The sequence below is a fragment of the Fluoribacter gormanii genome (assembly GCF_900156395.1).
In the GTDB taxonomy this organism is placed as follows: domain Bacteria; phylum Pseudomonadota; class Gammaproteobacteria; order Legionellales; family Legionellaceae; genus Legionella; species Legionella gormanii.
This window is the reverse complement of the sequence record NZ_FTNL01000002.1, coordinates 57,777-76,504: the sequence shown is the minus strand read 5'-3', so window position 1 is coordinate 76,504 and position 18,728 is coordinate 57,777. Positions and strand designations below refer to the sequence as shown.

Here is an 18,728-nt window from a genome sequence, read left to right as displayed (position 1 = left end):
CGGGTTCTACTGCGCTGCACCCAGGCTACATTATGTTAATGAGATGATCATTGAACTCGATGGTATTCCCATAGAAATATCAAGAAAAAAAATCAAGAACATGCACTTACGCATTTATCCACCCGATGGATTAGTCAAGGTAAGTGCACCCCTTCGATTCAGCGAACAACTTATAAGACAAAGTCTTGAGTCTAAAAGTGCATGGATTCATAAACAAAGAGAACGAATTCGTAGTCGTGCTGTTGTCGAGGAATGTACATTTGAAACAGGCTCAACTGTAGCATTCAGAGGCAACAATTATTTATTAATCATCGAAGAACATCATGGACCTGCAAAAATTAAGATCAATGAGGAACTGATGCTCTGTTATACCCCGCCGAACAGCACTCCCTCCCAAATCCAAACCATTATTGAGCGTTGGTATAAACAGCAAATGCAAATGCTATTGCCTGAGCTTATTCATCGCTGGGAAGCTATAGTTGGAGTTAAAGTCGCTGAATGGGGAATAAGGAAAATGAAAACACGCTGGGGTTCATGTAACACCCGAGCGGCACGTATTTGGTTAAATCTTAATCTTATTAAAAAACCGTCGATTTGTCTCGAGTACGTCCTTGTTCATGAGTTAGTTCATCTGTTAGAACCAAGTCATAATAAACGATTTTATGGGTTAATGGGTCAATTTATGCCACAATGGCGCGAATATGAATATCACCTTGAAGGACGTGTGCTTTGATTGATTCCGAACAACTGATCCATAACCTTTGTAACCAGGGATTTTGTATAATCGATGACTTTCTTGAGCAAAGCCAATGCCAATCATTGCGTGAAACAGCACAAGAACTGTATGAAGAAGGATTATTTCGCGGTGCTAAAATTGGTCTTAAACTGGAATCCCATAAGAATGATTTAATTCGTACTGATGAAATTTTCTGGCTCGAAGGAAATGAAACAAATCCAGCAATACAAATTTTTTTAGGACAAATAAAAGAATTAGCTCAAATATTAAATCAATCGCTCTTTTTAGGTTTGCATGAATTTGAAACCCACTTTGCTGCATATCAACCAGGTACTTATTATAAAAAACATGTTGATCAGTTCGCGGCGCAAAGAACACGGAAAATCTCATGTGTATATTATTTAAACGAGCACTGGAACGCTGAATTTGGAGGTGAGCTACAACTCTACAATACAGAGGATCAATTAATTGAGAGTGTGCTGCCATTAGGAAATCGCTTTATATGTTTTAATAGCGAATTGCCTCATGAAGTATGTGTTACTCATCAGCCTCGATACAGTATTACCGGTTGGATGAAAACTCATGCTCACTTTGTATTGAACAAAGGCGCGTTCTCCGATTTGTAAAAAAGAAGATAAAACAGGCGAGTAAATTAGTAACTCCCCCCTTAACCTTTGCTCGTGAAACAATATGATTATTGTGTATAATGATATTTTTATTTTCATTTAATCTTCTATGCATGCCTTAGACATTAAACAATTATTCAAAACCTATGCTAATGGGGTACAAGCAGTAAAAGGCATTAATTTGACCATAAATAAAGGTGATTTTTTTGCTTTATTAGGTGCCAACGGTGCAGGGAAGTCAACAACCATTGGTCTAATAACCTCATTACTCAATAAAACATCAGGTAGCATCAGTATTCATGGTTATGATTTGGAAAAAGAACCTGAAAAAGCCAAATCCTGTTTGGGTCTTGTGCCCCAAGAAATCAATCTTAATATTTTTGAAAATTGTGAACAAATCCTTCTAAATCAAGCGGGATATTATGGAATTTCACGAAAGAAGGCACAACCTCGAGTTGAAAGTCTCTTACAACAGTTAGGTCTTTGGGAGAAAAGAAACTCTATAGCGCGACACTTATCCGGTGGAATGAAACGTCGTCTTATGATTGCCAGGGCTTTAGTGCATCAACCTAAAGTACTGATTCTCGATGAGCCTACGGCAGGTGTGGACATAGAAATCCGACACAGTATGTGGGAGTTTCTCAGCAGAACCAATGCTCAAGGCACAACAATTATTCTCACAACCCACTACCTGGAAGAAGCAGAGCAATTATGTAAAAACATCGCCATCATAGATAAAGGGGAAATTATAAAAAACACATCGATGAAGGCGTTACTGCAAACACTGCACCATCAAACCTTTATCTTCAATACAGAAAATCGTATCGATACTCTACCCGATTTATTTCCGTTTAAGCCCACACTGGTTGATAGCACTACAATAGAACTCCGTGTAGACAACAATTTGAATTTAAATGATGCATTTGCTCTGTTCACCAAACATGGAATAAAAATTCATAGTATGCGAAATAAAACCAATCGCTTGGAAGAACTCTTTTTGGATCTTATAAAAAATGGCCATTAAACAACAAGTTATTGCATTATATACTCTGGTAAGACGCGAGTTGGTTCGTATGTTTCGCATTGCAAGTCAAGTATTTTTACCTCCCGTGATTACGACCACGCTTTACTTCCTCATTTTTGGTAGTCTAATCGGACCGCGTATCGGCTCCATTCAAGGAGTCAGTTATCCAATGTTCATTGCTCCTGGATTGATTATGATGTCCGTTATTGTTAACTCCTACGGTAATGTATCATCTTCCCTTTACAGTGTCCGCTTTCAAAAAAGTATCGAAGAAATGCTTGTTAGTCCGATGCGCAACAGCCTCTTGTTGCTAGGCTATGTTTTGGGTGGCGTATTTAGAGGATTAATTGTTGCTGTCTTGGTTTATATCATTGCCAGTTTTTTCTTAACTATTGAATTAAGTCACTTGCCAATGACGTTACTCGTGGTGTTGCTGGTATCTGCTGTTTTTTCACTGGCCGGATTCACTAATGCCATGGTTGCGCGGAATTTTGATGATATTATGATTGTACCCACATTTATACTTACGCCACTCACCTACTTAGGTGGTGTATTTTACAGCATCAACATGCTACCAGAGTTTTGGCAGAAGGTATCCTGGCTAAATCCCATTCTGTATATGGTTAATGCACTGAGACAAGCAATGATTGGCCAAAGTGAGGTCAATATCTCGTTAGCCATGGGAATTATTTGCCTGATGTTAGTGTTATTGACACTTCTCAATATGTTTCTATTAAAAAAAGGCGTGGGATTTCGCGAATAATTATCATGCCTACTTAAACTCGTAGCTGGATACAGCGAAGCGGAATCCAGGTTTTCCTTTCCCTTAACTTGATGACCGTTTATTTACGGGTAAATCCCAAAGCCTGCAAACGTTGTTCAATTGAAGGATGTGTTGCAAACGCACTACTTAAAGACTTCACAGGATCAATATCAGAGGGATCAAAAAGATATGATGCCTGCCTCACCTGCTCATGTGGAGTATTACCGTATTCCACTGAATAATGTTCCGCATTTTGTTGATGATCGTTGTTAATTTTGAGCAATGCCCGGGCTAAAGGTTCATTATCGCGCATTAACTGCACACAGCCCGCATCAGCCATATATTCACGTGTTCGACTCAGGAATAAGGTTAATAAAATAGTGAGTAAGGGTAAAACATAACGAAGAATTATAATCACCATTAACAAACGGTTGTCTTCTCGTTTACCATCTCGCTTAAATACCGCGGAATAAAATAGAATATCCACTACAATCAAAAGAATATTACTCAAAATCGCCACGGTTAGCGTTAATTTAATATCATAGTGACGTATGTGACTTAATTCATGAGCCATCACTGCTTGCAGCTCGGCTCTGTCCAGTTTTTCCATTAAACCGCGAGTAATGGCAACCATTGCTGATTTTTCACTATACCCACTCGCCAATGCATTCATATAATCTGCTTCGATAATGAAAACTCTGGGCATGTACTGCAAACCAGCAGCAACTTTCATTTCTTCAACTACATTATACAATTGTTGTTCCCGCAAATCTCGGGCGGTTTGCGGGGTAATTTCATGATAATCTGTACCTAATAACATAATGCGATCATAAAACGCATACGTTATTAATAGCGACACTATGGCGATACCAACCATAATAATAGTGGCATAGGGAACAACGCGCAGATGAATCAACGCAAAAAAGCATTGCTGCAAAGTAACCTGTGGATAGGTCGATTGTAAAACAAATAAATCAGCAACGAAGCCCACTGCAAAAAAAATTGCAACAAAAAAAGCGATAACCCCATAGGTCTTGCGCTGATTCAACTGTATTTGTTCGCGCCAATTCCCTACGCTACCATGATAGTCTTCAAGGCCCATATTCTAAACTCAAAATTTTACAGTATAGTCTTCTTTAGCTTGAATCTGCTCTTCAGGAAGCCCCCAATAAACAAAATCTTTATCTAATGCTGAAGAAAACATAGATACCACCATAGATTCAAAGAACGATTTCTTTTTCGCATTATAACGCTCTATACCATCGTTATAAGCCTGCTTGGAATAGGCCAATTTATTTTCAGTATTAACAATTTCTTCCTGCAATTGCAGGACATTTTGACTTGCTTTCAAATCGGGGTAATTTTCAAAGACTACATTAAGCCCAGATGCAATCTGAGAAATTTGGTTTTCTGCAGCCATGCGACCTTCTTCATCTCCTGCGGCTTTGGCAGTTTGCGCTTGATTACGCAAAGCAACTACATCTTTTAATGTAGTTTTCTCGTAATCCATATATTTTTTTACAGCCTCAATGAGCGATTCAAAAACCTTATAACGACGATCCAGTTGGATATCTATTTGCTTTTTGTCGTTATTAATCGCCTCAATTAAATGAATTAAAGTGTTGTAAACACTGATAGCCCATAGAAATAAAAGTACTACAATAATAATAAGGGCAATAAGAAAAGTACTCATTTTTCATCCTATGTAAAATTTTCTACAATTTAGTTATAGATCGAAAATAACAAAAAAAATAGTGGAATGAGTAAGGATTTTTTGCTAACCGTAAGAGTAAAAGTTGATGAATAAAAATCAAATTGGGTGGTGCATTCATTTTTTAGCCTATTATCTGTGTTGGATAGCTTGTTTCTATTTTGCAGCACAAAATGAAGTATTGCTTGGAACAATGATTGGTTTCCTGCTAATTGCCGTACAAATCGCCTGGCAATCGATTAATCGATTGCCTTATTTAAATGCTCTATATTTTGCACTTTTTATTGGGGCCATTGGCTCAATCACTGATACATTTTGGCTGCATCAAAATTATATTTATTTTAAAGCAAATCCCTTCAGCTCTTATTTTACAGCCCCATGGATGATTTGTATTTGGTTAAGTTTCGGATTGAATCTTATTATCCTTAATGAAAAACTGACTCGCTACTATCTCATTTGGTTCCTGCTTATCCTTTTTTTGATGCCTTTTGCTTATAAGATTGGTGAATCATGCAATATCGTAGTGATCGAAAAAAGTTATCCATTTTATTTTTTTGTAGGAGTTACCTGGGCATTTCTCTTACCAGCCAGCTTTTATATCTATCACTATTTAAATAAAGCCAATGTTGTTAATTCATGATTTCAAGTTGGGGAGCTCATGACACCTTTAAAATAGGCTTCAAAAAATGTCCCGTATAAGAATGGTCACATGCTGCAACTTGCTCTGGTGTTCCTGTTGCCACAATGCGCCCTCCTTTACTTCCTCCTTCAGGTCCCAGATCAATAATCCAATCTGCAGTCTTTATGACATCCAGATTATGTTCAATGATCACAACCGTATTCCCTTGCTCCCGTAAACGGAATAGTACAGCTAATAATTGTTTGGTATCGTGAAAGTGTAATCCTGTAGTCGGTTCATCAAGAATATACAGGGTGCTTCCTGTACCCCGTTTTGACAACTCTCGAGACAACTTAATTCTCTGAGCCTCCCCTCCAGAAAGAGTCGTCGCACTTTGCCCCAATTTAATATAAGACAAACCAACATCCATCAATGTTTGACATTTTCTCGCTAAAACAGGAATCGCTGCAAAAAACTGACCTGCGTCTTCAACAGTCATTTCTAAAACTTCATGAATATTTTTGCCTTTATACTGAATATCCAGAGTTTCTCGATTATAACGTTTTCCTTTGCACACATCGCATGATACATAAATATCAGGTAAAAAGTGCATTTCAACTTTAATTAAACCATCCCCCTGACACGCTTCACAACGCCCGCCACGCACGTTAAAGCTAAAACGTCCAGGCTGATAACCTCTTGCTCGAGACTCAGGAGTTCCTGCAAATAACTCGCGAATATGAGTAAAAATACCTGTATAGGTAGCTGGATTAGAACGAGGAGTCCTACCGATCGGGCTCTGATCAATATCAATTACTTTATCGCATAAATTCAAACCGACAATCTCTTTGGCTGAACCAGGAGTGTATAAACTTGCCCTATTTAATAGATTGGCAGCATTTGGATATAAAGTATCATTAATCAAACTCGATTTTCCCGAACCTGACACGCCTGTAATACAAGTAAGTAAACCTAAGGGAATGCTGACATCGACATCAATCAAGTTATTACAACACACTCCTTTTAGATGAATCATTTTTTCGGAGTTAACGGGTAAGCGTGTATTAGGAATTGTAATGGATTGCTTTCCAGATAAATATTGACCAGTCAAGGACGCTGGAGCTTGCATAATTTCTTGCGGTGTACCACTTGCAACAATTTCACCACCATGTACCCCAGCCCCGGGACCTATATCCAGGACAAAATCAGCGCTGCGAATTGCATCCTCATCATGTTCCACAACAATAACCGTGTTCCCCAGATTTCGTAAGTGCATTAAGGTCTTTAATAAACGGTCATTATCTCTTTGGTGCAATCCAATCGAAGGCTCATCCAAAATATACATAACCCCAACCAGTCCAGAACCAATCTGGCTGGCTAAACGAATACGTTGCGCCTCCCCACCGGATAAAGTTTCAGCACTGCGAGCTAATGAAAGATAATCCAAGCCCACATTGACCAGGAATCCTAATCGTTCAACAATTTCTTTATTAATTTTTGCCGCAATTTCACCCTTATATCCCGACATCCGCAGATTTTTAAAAAATACATAAGCATTTTCGATCGAATAAGCTGTAATTTCAGGCAAATTTTTATCATCGATAAAGATATGCCGTGCTTCTTCACGTAATCGTGCACCATGACAACTCTGGCACGGGCGAGAAGATAAATACTTCGCAAGCTCCTCACGTATCATTCCTGAATCAGATTCACGATAACGTCGTTGCATATTTGGAATAATTCCTTCAAATGCATGTCTTTTTACTGTATATCCTCCATTAGGACGGTGATAATGAAAGTCTATAACCTCCCGCCCACTACCGTATAAAATAATCTGCCGAATTTCCTCGGACAAATCACAAAATGCAGTATTGACATCAAAACCATAATGCCCGGCAAGTGACTCAAGCATTGAGAAATAATAAGTAGTTTTTTTATCCCAGCCTCGAATAGCACCCTCAGCCAAACTGGCGGTTGGATCGTGTACAACCCGCTCCGGATCAAAAAACTGATCAACCCCCAATCCATCACAAGAGGGACAAGCGCCTACCGGATTATTAAATGAAAAAAGTCTGGGTTCTAACTCACTGAGGCTGTATCCGCACTCAGGGCATGCAAATTTGGAAGAAAAAACAAGATCATCAAATTGATTATCCATGGAAGCCACTATGGCAAGACCTTCTGCTAAATTTAAAGCATTTTCGAATGATTCGCTTAAGCGCTGCGCGATATCGGGTCTCACTTTAAAACGATCTACAACGACTTCGATCGTGTGCTTGGTACGCAAACCCAGCTTAGGAGGAGAATCCAGTTCATACAACTCGCCATCTATACGAGCACGCACATAGCCTTGGGCTTGTAACTGCTGTAAAAGCTGGACCTGCTCCCCTTTACGTTCACGAACTACCGGAGCCAAAATCATTACTTTACTGTCAGTAGGTAAGGCCAAAACCTGATCCACCATTTGACTGATTGTTTGTGCATGCAAGCTGACATGGTGTGTAGGACAACGCGGCTCACCCACTCGGGCGTAGAGCAATCGCAAATAATCATAAATTTCGGTAATGGTCCCTACTGTAGAACGAGGATTATGGGATGTTGCTTTCTGCTCTATAGAAATTGCCGGTGATAACCCCTCTATCGAATCTACATCAGGCTTTTCCATCATTGCCAAAAACTGGCGCGCATAAGCAGATAAAGATTCAACATAGCGACGTTGCCCCTCTGCATATAATGTATCAAAAGCTAAAGAGGACTTCCCTGACCCAGATAACCCCGTAATTACAATTAATTTATCACGGGGTAAATCCAAGTCGAGATTTTTTAGATTGTGGGTTCTTGCACCACGTATGGTGATAGTATGCATAAAATTCGATAATTTGGTTTAAAAACTAGAGGCTGTTTATATTTCGCTAGCCTGGTTCAAAATAGGTATCTTTTCGAGCACCGAAACCGAGCATAGATGAGCTATGTTGGTATCGGAGCACAGAAAATCTGGCTATTTTGGCCAGGATAATAGAAATATAAACAGACCCTACGTTTGGGTTTTATATTTTTCGGCAACAAAGTATACAATTATACGTCAAAAAAATGGAGCGTATAGAGCAAATAAGTATTTCTTTTTGGAAATGTAAATCACAATAATTTCTTATTTTAACATCTGTTTTGCACCACAAAACGCAATTTTTTCAGTACACATTTCTCATTTACAGATTATACTACAATAAAAAAATTAAGTTCTTCATTTTAAAACATTAAAAAGGATTTTAATATGAATGCTCTTTTGCCAAGGATCCTGTTATGGCTCGTATTACTCATATCCCCATTTACTCTTTATGCGCAAAATGATGCGGAAATCTGTCAATGGGTAAAACAAATTCTATTGAATACCTTATCCGTGGATTACAACTATAAAGTAAGTGATGATGCAGAATTACGTAAAAATTATACTGCGAATGCCTGGGACGCCCTTAACAATTTCTTAGGCAATTATCTCGAGGTTATCCGAGAAAACTATCTTACACTGCATCCTAAGGCAATTACAGAGCCTTATGTCGCTGAAAAAGGGTTCGCTCTTGGAGTCCATTTTTGGCGCATTAATGAAGTGTTTTTCATTCCTGAATTAAATCTTACGATTGCATTTTCGCTTATAGTTATCGAAGCAAACCCTCAATCCAATGGCGGTGGGCGTTTGCTCATTCAGAGCATGGATATGATTAAAAAGGAAAACTCGTGAATATCTTGACTCGTTTTAAATTGTTTCTCTGGAAATTTAGCCATTTTAAAGTTCGCATGATAGGCTACTTAAAGCCACGGCTGCTCCAACTTACTGACAATGAGATTATTATTTGTTTGCCTTTAAATCGACGTAGCCGTAATCATTTAAACTCGATGTATTTTGGCGCGCTGTGTGTTGGAGCCGACTTGGCAGGTGGGTTACATGGTTTTTATCATGCGGCGCAGAAGCAGCTCAAAATTTCTCTCGTGTTCAAATCATTTCAAGCACAATTTTTACATCGCCCGGAATCTGACGTTTATTTTGTTTGTCGTGAAGGAACAAAAGTCGCCACAATGTTAGAAGAAGCTAAAAAAACAGGAACACGAGTAACCCAACCGATTCAGATTAAAGCCTATACCGATTATCCTGACCTTAAAGAATCAGTTGCCGAGTTTGTTTTAGAGTTGTCAGTAAAAATACGCTCTTAATTTAATTCGCATTTTTCAGAATGAGGACAAAAGTAATCATTGATTTATCTCCAAGAACAGACGAAAATATTGCCAAACTGTGGTATTATTAATGCCCAATAACATATTGACAGCAAACAATTTATGAATTCATTAGGCTATCTGTAATGATATTTGAAGAATATGTAAAATTATTAGAGTCATTCAAGCAAAACCAGATATCTAAAATACTGGAGCAAATTGACACGAAAATTTTCGAAATTCTCTACAGCAAGCATGTTAGTCCTCGAATAGTCCCCTATTTTCCTCGCTATGAACTTTGTTTCATGTCGGATGAAACAAAATTAGAGGCTGGAAAGTTATACATAAGAGAACAAAATGGCAAAATAGCCTACTCAGTAATCACCCCAGACAACCAAACGATCCAAGATGCGGTTTTGGACGAGCTTGATGCACCATCGCCTTTTAAATACACCATCGCCCTAAGAACCAATTTAGTAAAACCCGAAGCAGGTTTTTTTTATGCTCGAATGCTCGCAACAGGTCTTGAATATACCGTTATAGACCCCACTGGCAAATTGGTAGTCGCTCTAATTAAAAAAGAAGAATTAAAAATTAATTTAGGCTCAAATTTTACACCTAGAGATCTAGAGCCTTTTATGCCTGAAATTCTTAATATTACATCGAAAAGAAATCATACCCTACCCTTTACGCTGGATGCTTTTAGAGCGCAAGTACTCTCAGCAACGTCGAGGAAGGGCCATACCAAGTGGGCTCCTTTTACTAATTACTCTCTCGATCCTGATAATATTTCCCAAATTAAAAAACTAATCAACGCGCTTTATTATGCGCGTCTGACTTTTTTAGATTTGGAAAACATAGATGTCAGAAATAAAAATCGAAGCTATTCTGATCTAAATTTACTCTACAGTAAAACAATAGATTTGGCCTATGAAGCAAGCTATCTGCTCACTCATTTAGATGTTGATTTAAGAGAAATGTTTCAAGAGGAGCTCTCTCTTATTCTTCCCTTCCTCAGTCAAGTGCAAACTTTTTTTGAAAAATTTATGGGAGAGAACCATGCGACAATAAAAGCACTCGACCCTTTGCCTTTAGCTTACAAAGCGGGGACGGTGGCTGGAATTGCCGTTGATCAAATGCGCCCCATCAGCAGTGATGTAGATTATAATTTCCTTGCTCAATTCAGTGCCGTCTTGCCAAGCTATATTGACAGATTAACCAACTACATAAAACAATTTTCATCTGAAATTAAAGAATCAGAAGAAAAACTGAATAAGCAAAAACTGGACGAGTTACAAAATGCAGCTCTTAACTTATTAAATGAGATCGAAAATTTAAAAGGGAACAGTGTTTTTGTTTCCCTGAAATTTTTAAATTACATTCATATAATTCGCAATGTTATCACTTTATCTATGAGCTCGTTAGAACAAATGGGAGAGCTCAGTGAATCATCTCAAGACGTGCTCCGTGATAAATTAGCCCAACTCAAATACAACGTATTACCCGGCCTATTTAGTTTGGTTGATAAAATTGAAGACAATGCGATGCTTAAGCCTGGGACTTTGTCTATCCCTTTGATGGAAAAAGTCAAAGTCTTGTATGACCAACTCCTTTATCTACCTAAAAAAGCAATTGATTTTAAAGCCAAAGGAGAAGAGTTACTCGAAATCGAAGATCATCGATTTATCGAATTAAGACTGGAAATGGTCTATAAAAGGATTGATAAGGCCAATAAAGCATTATATAGAATTCAAAAAGCGCAGACCGCGAGCGAAGCATTTTTTCAAATATTAAAAAATCATAAAACCTTTCGTTTATCCCAACTCCCTTCTGAGGTGAAACAAGAACTTATAAATCACTATAAGCTGCTTAAACCTTACATGATTCAACTGGACATAGATTTAAACCAAATAATCATCTCAAATCTAGTAAAACCTGAAAAAGAAGAGAAAAAAAAAGAAGACTGGTACAGTTTTATAGGAAGATCTCTACAACGCTTTAAAAGAGAGCCAACTATAGACCTTCTTTTAAACAAAGATAAGATGAAGATGCTGACTGATTTAATTACTAAAGATGAAAACAGCCAGCTCTTTCACATTAATTTAAATAAAGATTTAATTGATTCGGTCCATAAAAAAGCAAATTTAGCCTTATTCCCTTATAGTGAGAAAACAAATGTCTACACTCTTGATGAAACGATACCACTACAAGTCGAACAAGAGAAAGATAAAAAATCGAGGCTAACAAAAGAAGAGTTTAGACGAATTCAAAATGCTTATTTGCGTTTTGCACAGATAATAAAAAATCAAATAAAAGCAAATCCCGAGCTTTATGAAAAAAATTTGGATCTAAGCTTACTGGACGATAAAGTAAAAGAAGAGTGCCTAAAGTTATTTAACATATTTCAACCTTACTTAACCTCAATCATCTTACCTGAATTTGACGAGGCAGGAAAAAAGAAAGTACTCCAACCTTATTTAAGTTCCATCATAACCTCTGAAGTTAAAAAATCGGCGAAAAATTTTGAGTGCTACTTATCGGCTCTATTTGCAAAAAAAGCAGTCTCAGATATTCCATCTACAGAACTTTTTCTTGGATTGGATCAAAATATTCAAACCTTCTTCGATCATATAAATTTCGAATGGTGTAATAAAAATAAATTTAAAAAAATCTTGATGGCCTACACTCGCTTTGCTCAGATAATAAAAAAGCAAATCGAAGAAAAACCGCAACTTTATGGTAATAATTTATTATTAACGAGTCTTGATGAGCATGCCAAAGAAGAATGTCGAGAGTTATATCCAATCTTTCAACCTTTTTTCAAGTTTGCAATCCCGCCAAAGCTTCGAAACTCCGCACAAAATTTCGAACAATATTTAGCTGCATTACTTGCAAATAAACCAGTAGAAATCTTAGAAGCCCCCCCTTCATCTTTGTTTCTACAATTGGATGTACACGTCCAGGATTTTCTTGCCAAATGGCAAGATAAAAGTCAAATGTATTATGATTTTACAAAAGTCAGATTTCTGGATGAAAATGAGTCCATGACTCTGAGAAGCAAACGTGCGAAAGAGAAAAAACTGCATTTTAAAAGCGTTAATGGCGATAATTTACTGCAAAATCGGGAACAGCTAAGCGCAGACCAAGCACTTGAAGTCTACCAGTGGTATCGAAATAAGCATACCAAATTTCTGGTAGTTCAAAATGCCTATATTCAATTTATCACGTTACTTAGAAAAGAAATCCGTACGAAGCCTCAAATTAAGGGAAATATGTTACTTCTAAATCGCATTGATCCCAAAGTAAAAGATCAATGTCGTAATTTATATAGCATTTTCCAACCTTTCTTTATTTGTGCCGTGCCTCCTGAAATGAAAAAGGAAGCGTTAAAGCTTGATAAGTATCTGGTTGCTATCTTATCGAACAATAAAATCTCTATAAAGAATGCTCCTTCCGTGCGAATGTTTCTGGATCTTGACATGCACTTTCAAGAGTTCTTTGCAGACATCACTAAGGAATGGAATCGGAGGAGAGAGCGTTTTTATAACTTGGCACAGAAAAAATTTATTCTCGAAAATAAGTTAACTAAACTAAAAGCAGAGCCTAAAACGGGTAGAGAACACTATGTTATCCAACATACAAACTATTCCAAATGCATCCATGAGTTTAGACAATCCCTGTTTGGAGTAACTCAACTACTTAACAACACAATGCAAATTGCATTAACACCACAAGATTCAGAACAATCATTGCCCAGAGTGATTGATATGTCACCCGAAGGTCTATTGAGTCAGGCCATGCGAACTGTATTTCCGCCATCCTCACTACCGTTCCCTGAAATGGAGGATAATAACAAAAGACTGGCTCAGAGCAGGCAAGTTTGCGCTTTAAAAGACATATTTAACAGTTTATTTCATTTAGAAGGAATTGCTCTTGAGTTAGAAAATTTAAATAACAAGAGTGCTAAAAGTCGTTATGTTTATTATTTATTAAAAGCCTATGGACATCTTAATGAAATCGTTAAGTCATCGAAGCGATTGGCTGCTGATCCACATTTAGGACTAATAGCTCGTGATTTACTGGATAAGGCACAAGAGCTCTATGCAACATTCCAAGAACACTCCGATGCATATCAGGTGAGCCCTGAGCAAGTTCCATACGGCGAAACAAAAGTACAATACAATACACTTTGGTATGTTCTGAATGCCTTTTACATTAGCCCAAAACATATTAGGGCATTAAAAAATACTAATTTCCTAACCACGGAAGAACTTAACCAATTACATCTGCGAGCCAGAAAAGCAACCTCATTTATAGAGGATCTGATTAATAACTCTAATTCATATTTTAAACTGTTCCTGCAAACCCCACGCATGATTTACCTGTATCAGGAACTCACCACCAAACTAAATGAATTTACGACCACTTCTCACGATGGAATAATAGATAATTTAGAGAAGATGCGATCTACCGTATTCACCCCCATGCTTCTTGAGGCAGATCTCTGGGAAAACAAATTGGGACTCGCCCCAGGAGCACTATCAGGTCCATTACGGCAAATTACTGATGAATTCTTTAAGGGATTGTTACACCCACTCGATTTAAAATCAAAAAAATACATCAGGTTAGTGTGTGATGAAGAACCACTGAAACAAAGGACTGACATAACTAAAAAAAGGATCCATAATGTAGAAAAATTTATAAAAAAAATAGAGAAAGAATATCAAGATATTGAAAATCTGTATCATTGGTATCGTATAGTTACAACTCCAATTGAAGCGTTCGATCTGACTGCGCCAAACCTGAACAAAGAGGAATTGGATAAAGCAAAATTTGAATTAAATGCTGCTTATAAAAAAGCTCTTCCCAAACTGGCAAAACTCAAGCGGGATAAGAAAGTTGAAATTCCGCCAAGCCAGTATCCTGAAGACCATCAACTTGATGAACTATGTAATTTCGGACTTAAAGCATATGACCCACATTTTACGGAAATCGAGGCGTTAATTACTGCAAGTCATCATTATTATCTGGGTCTAAAAGCAACACATCAAATGAAGTTAGATACCTTAAAAGAGAAATTGGATTATCTTCAGGATTTAGTTCCAACTCAGAGGAAAGAGAAACTGACTTTTATTAAACAATTCACTATTGAGTCGTTTGACAAACATCTTGAAAAAATGTGCAATGACCAAGTTGGTTTACAATATACTGATATAGAATATAGAACCCAACTTAAAGCCTATTTACTTAAACTAAAAACTGAAATAGTTGCTAAGTCAGAACCAGCTAAAGATATTGATCGAAGCATCAATAAATTGTTACAAATAGAAATCAGTAAATTTGAGAAAAAGTATTATGTAGATTACTATCATCTTGATGAAGTACTTGTGGCTTTGGCTCAGTTTAAAATTTATTTCAAAAACTCCAGAATCGCAATTAATAAAGGGGAGGCTTTATTTGAAAGTAAAGAAACTTTAAATGAAAAATCAAGGTGCATTACAACGTTAAATACAATTGCTACTGATACAACATTAGAAGTTCAAGAGCGCTTGCGACAAATAAGGACCCACGTAGTCAAAGATCCTAATTTCACAAGAATTATCCTGGAACCTAAAAAAGTAAATAGCTTTAGTTTTACGTACTTAAAAATGTGTTTTATCTCCCTGCTGGAAGCATTAAATTTATATACACCTACCCGAAAAAAACTTCTTGACCAACTCAATGATGCTGTAAAAAAACCTCCCGAGATCGGAGAATTAACGAAACGTTTTGGTCTATTTGCCACCACCCAGGCACAAAAAAAGGTCGAAGCAAAAAGATATGCAGCACCTGCAATGCCAATTCCTTAATCTACTGCCGAATTATTATTCAATAATAAATTATCATCCTAACGACTCTTCATCACTCAAGTGTTCCGCTTCAGCTTTTTTTGTATGATCTTCTGCTAACCAAAGATACATTGAAGGAACAACAAAAAGAGTAAATAAAGTACCAATTGAAATACCCATTGCAATCACTAATCCAATGTTATAGCGACTCGCGGCACCGGCACCTGTAGCAAAAATTAAAGGGATAACCCCTAAAACCATAGCCGCGGTAGTCATTAAAATTGGGCGCAATCGAATTGCAGCAGCCGCTTTAATTGCATCTAACTTTTTTTGTCCATTGGCTTGTAAGTCATTGGCAAATTGTACAATCAAAATACCATGCTTGCTGATAAGACCAATTAAGGTAACAAGACCTACTTCACTATAAATATTAAGGTTTGCTTCACCAATACCTAAACTAACAAAAATCATTGCGCCACAAATCGACATGGGTACACTAATTAGCACAATAAGTGGATCGCGGAAACTTTCAAACAAGGCAGCTAATGATAAAAAGATAATAATGAGCGCGAAGAAAAAAGTGGTTATCAGACTGGAACCTTCTTGAATAAATTGTCGTGATTGCGACGCGTAATCGATGTAATACCCTTGAGGTAAAACTTCCTTGGCAATAGATGCAAAAGTATCCAACGCTTTACCCATAGATACGCCAGGAAAAGCAACAGCAGAAATTGTGGCCGAGTTAAGCTGTTGAAAATGATTTAAAGACTCAGGAACAATTTGCCGCTGCAAACTAGCAACGGTGGAAAGAGGGATTGAATCTCCAGAAGCAGTTTTTATATAATAATTTAATATCTGATCCGCATTTAAACGTGTGTCTCTCATCACTTGGGGAATAACCTGATAAGAACGCCCTGCATAATTAAAATAGTTAATATATCCCTCACTAAGCGCGGAGCCAAACAAATTGCCAATATCCTGCATGGTCAAGCCAAACTCGGAGATTTTATCGCGATCTAAATTAATCTTTGTCTGTATTTGATCGATTTTGAGATCCGGGTCAATATAAGCAAAAATACCCGAAGCATACGCTTTATCCAAAATACGCTGTAATACATCGTTTAACTTATCAAAAGTTTCCGTCGTATTAATAACAAATTGAATAGGAAGACCACTCCCTCCTCCAGGTAAAGAAGGTAACTGAAACGCAGCTACTTTCGCGCCCGCAATTTTATCAAGTTCATTTTGCACTAACGGCTGCAATTGATTCGAGGTGCGTTGGCGTTGATCCCAGGGTTTTAAAACCATACCAATAATAGAGGTATTCAATCCTTGAGCTCCATCGACTTGAAAGATGTGATCCGTTTCAGGAAATTTTTTAAAAATTTCATTAACCTCATTTGCATAAAGTTTAGTTTGAGCTAAGGATGAGTTAGCTGGAGCGGTAACCTGGGCAATAATGACACCTAAATCCTCTTGTGGTGCCAACTCAGAATCCGTTGTAACAAAAAGAAAGTAATTACTACAAAGAATAATCGCAGCAAAGACAATAACTACCGGCAAATGATTTAATGTTTTAGATAAAATTCGTTCATAAGATTTCTCTAGTTTTGCAAACGAATTATCAACATAAGTCATAAAACGTCCTTTAGTCCCCCCATCACCCAGTTTAAGAAATTTAGAACACATCATTGGAGATAAAGTTAATGCAATTAAAGCAGAAACAGTGACTGCTCCTGCAAGTGAAAAAGCAAACTCTGTGAATAAAGCGCCTGTCAAACCACCCATAAATCCTACCGGCAAATAAACAGCAATTAAAACCACTGTAATTGCAATAATTGGATTTGCTAATTCCCGTGCCCCCAATAAAGCCGCTTTAAATCGAGTTTTTCCTTCTTCGATATGACGTTGTACGTTTTCTACAACAATAATCGCATCATCAACTACCAAGCCTATTGCAAGCACTAACGCTAATAAAGTGAGCAGGTTAATTGAGTACCCCAGGATGAGCATAATCCAAAATGCACCAATGAGAGATAAGGGAATAGCAACTATAGGAATAACTACAGATCGAAGCGAGCCAAGAAAGATAAAAATAACAGCGGTTACAATAAAAAATGCTTCTAATAATGAAAGAATAACTTCATGGATAGAAGAATTAACAAATAAACTGGCATCATAGACGATCTTGCCTTGTAATCCTTGAGGCAGTTGTTCCTGAATTGTTGGAAATATTTTTTTAATATCATCAATTACTGTCAAAAGGTTAGCTGAAGGTGCCACGACAATACCGATATAAACTGCTGTTCGCCCATCAAAACTGACTGAAGAATTATAATTTTGGGCCCCTAAGCTCACCGTAGCCACATCCTCCAAACGAATAATTGCTCCATTTTGGGCTTTAATGACCATCTTCTTGAATTGATTCACATCAGTAAGATCGGTACTTGCAGTAAGGTTTTGAATAAACATCTGTCCATCTGTACGACCTACTGCGGAAATAAAATCATTATTTGCAAGAGCAGCACCGATTTCTGCGGCAGAAATGCCATATCCAGCCAGCTTCACCGGATCCAGCCAGGCGCGTAAAGCAAAAGTTTGATTCCCGAGGATCTCTGCTTTTTGTACGCCATTAACTGCCTGTAATTTAGGTTGTACTACACGAATCAAATAGTCGGTAATTTTATTGATTGGCAATTCATCGCTGTAAAATCCTATATACATTGAATCAATCGTTTGCCCGACCGACACAGTAATTACTGGCTGTTGAGAGTTTTTAGGTAGCTGATTCAGCACAGCATTCACTTTGGTTGTAATATCTGACAATGCTTTCAACGGATCATAATTCAGAAGAAGATTTACTGTAATCGTGCTGGTACTCGGGGAACTAACGGAGGTCATATAATCAATACCATTAGCCTGTGCTATGGAATTCTCTAGAGGAGTGGTAATAAAACCAGCAATAACATCAGGATCAGCCCCGGTATAAACTGTAGTAACAGTCACTATGGCATTTTGGGTAAATGGATACTGCATTATGGGCAAAGAATTAATAGAGCGTAAGCCCATTGCTAAAAGCATCAAACTAATCACTGTAGACAGTACAGGTCTTCTAATAAAAATATCTGTAAACCGCATTCTTACAATCCTTAGATTATTCTTTTATCCAAACGAGTCACTTCGTAGACTGGATGAAGCGCAGCATAACCCGAGAA

General features: G+C 37.5%; 12 protein-coding genes. 8 read left to right on the top strand and 4 right to left on the bottom strand.

Annotated elements, in window-relative coordinates:
- Positions 1–43 precede the first annotated feature (43 nt).
- The 4 genes from BW930_RS01695 (at position 44) to BW930_RS01680 (ending at position 3,149) form a co-directional block, all read left to right on the top strand.
- On the top strand, positions 44–733 hold the full coding sequence (locus BW930_RS01695; protein WP_058466717.1) for a M48 family metallopeptidase: 690 nt from the start codon (positions 44–46) through the stop codon (positions 731–733).
- Positions 730–1,362: a 2OG-Fe(II) oxygenase gene (locus tag BW930_RS01690; RefSeq protein ID WP_058466718.1), complete on the top strand. Its 633-nt coding sequence runs from the start codon at positions 730–732 to the stop codon at positions 1,360–1,362. The genes BW930_RS01695 and BW930_RS01690 overlap by 4 nt, the downstream gene beginning before the upstream one ends.
- A gap of 109 nt (positions 1,363–1,471) precedes the next feature.
- Positions 1,472–2,386: an ABC transporter ATP-binding protein gene (locus tag BW930_RS01685; RefSeq protein WP_058466719.1), complete on the top strand. Its 915-nt coding sequence runs from the start codon at positions 1,472–1,474 to the stop codon at positions 2,384–2,386.
- Positions 2,376–3,149: an ABC transporter permease gene (locus BW930_RS01680; protein ID WP_058466720.1), complete on the top strand. Its 774-nt coding sequence runs from the start codon at positions 2,376–2,378 to the stop codon at positions 3,147–3,149. Before BW930_RS01685 ends, BW930_RS01680 begins: the two co-directional genes overlap by 11 nt.
- 79 nt (positions 3,150–3,228) lie before the next feature.
- On the opposite strand, the gene htpX is transcribed toward BW930_RS01680, so the two are convergent.
- Together htpX and BW930_RS01670 are read right to left on the bottom strand one after the other, a co-directional pair.
- The gene (gene htpX, locus BW930_RS01675) at positions 3,229–4,251 is read right to left on the bottom strand and encodes a zinc metalloprotease HtpX (RefSeq protein WP_058466721.1); all 1,023 of its coding nucleotides are present in this window, start codon (positions 4,249–4,251) and stop codon (positions 3,229–3,231) included.
- A 9-nt stretch (positions 4,252–4,260) separates the two neighbouring features.
- Positions 4,261–4,842, bottom strand: a complete 582-nt coding sequence (locus BW930_RS01670) for a LemA family protein (protein WP_058466722.1) — start codon at positions 4,840–4,842, stop codon at positions 4,261–4,263.
- 106 nt (positions 4,843–4,948) lie between these two features.
- Between BW930_RS01670 and BW930_RS01665 the strand changes: the two genes are divergently transcribed.
- Positions 4,949–5,500 (top strand): DUF2878 family protein, encoded by a 552-nt coding sequence (locus tag BW930_RS01665; protein ID WP_058466723.1) that lies wholly within the window; start codon positions 4,949–4,951, stop codon positions 5,498–5,500.
- Between the two features lie 16 nt (positions 5,501–5,516).
- Here BW930_RS01665 and uvrA read toward each other — a convergent pair whose 3' ends face one another.
- The gene (uvrA, locus tag BW930_RS01660) at positions 5,517–8,345 is read right to left on the bottom strand and encodes an excinuclease ABC subunit UvrA (RefSeq protein WP_058466724.1); all 2,829 of its coding nucleotides are present in this window, start codon (positions 8,343–8,345) and stop codon (positions 5,517–5,519) included.
- A gap of 405 nt (positions 8,346–8,750) precedes the next feature.
- Between uvrA and BW930_RS01655 the strand changes: the two genes are divergently transcribed.
- The 3 genes from BW930_RS01655 to BW930_RS01645 all read left to right on the top strand — a co-directional run bounded on the left by BW930_RS01655 (position 8,751) and on the right by BW930_RS01645 (position 15,534).
- Positions 8,751–9,215 (top strand): hypothetical protein, encoded by a 465-nt coding sequence (locus tag BW930_RS01655; protein ID WP_058466725.1) that lies wholly within the window; start codon positions 8,751–8,753, stop codon positions 9,213–9,215.
- 56 nt (positions 9,216–9,271) lie between these two features.
- Positions 9,272–9,685, top strand: a complete 414-nt coding sequence (locus tag BW930_RS01650) for a PaaI family thioesterase (protein WP_409365704.1) — start codon at positions 9,272–9,274, stop codon at positions 9,683–9,685.
- A gap of 146 nt (positions 9,686–9,831) precedes the next feature.
- The gene (locus BW930_RS01645) at positions 9,832–15,534 is read left to right on the top strand and encodes a hypothetical protein (protein ID WP_058466727.1); all 5,703 of its coding nucleotides are present in this window, start codon (positions 9,832–9,834) and stop codon (positions 15,532–15,534) included.
- A 33-nt stretch (positions 15,535–15,567) separates the two neighbouring features.
- Here BW930_RS01645 and BW930_RS01640 read toward each other — a convergent pair whose 3' ends face one another.
- Entirely contained in the window at positions 15,568–18,651 is a 3,084-nt protein-coding gene (locus tag BW930_RS01640; protein ID WP_058466728.1) for an efflux RND transporter permease subunit, read from the bottom strand.
- Positions 18,652–18,728: the final 77 nt, after the last annotated feature.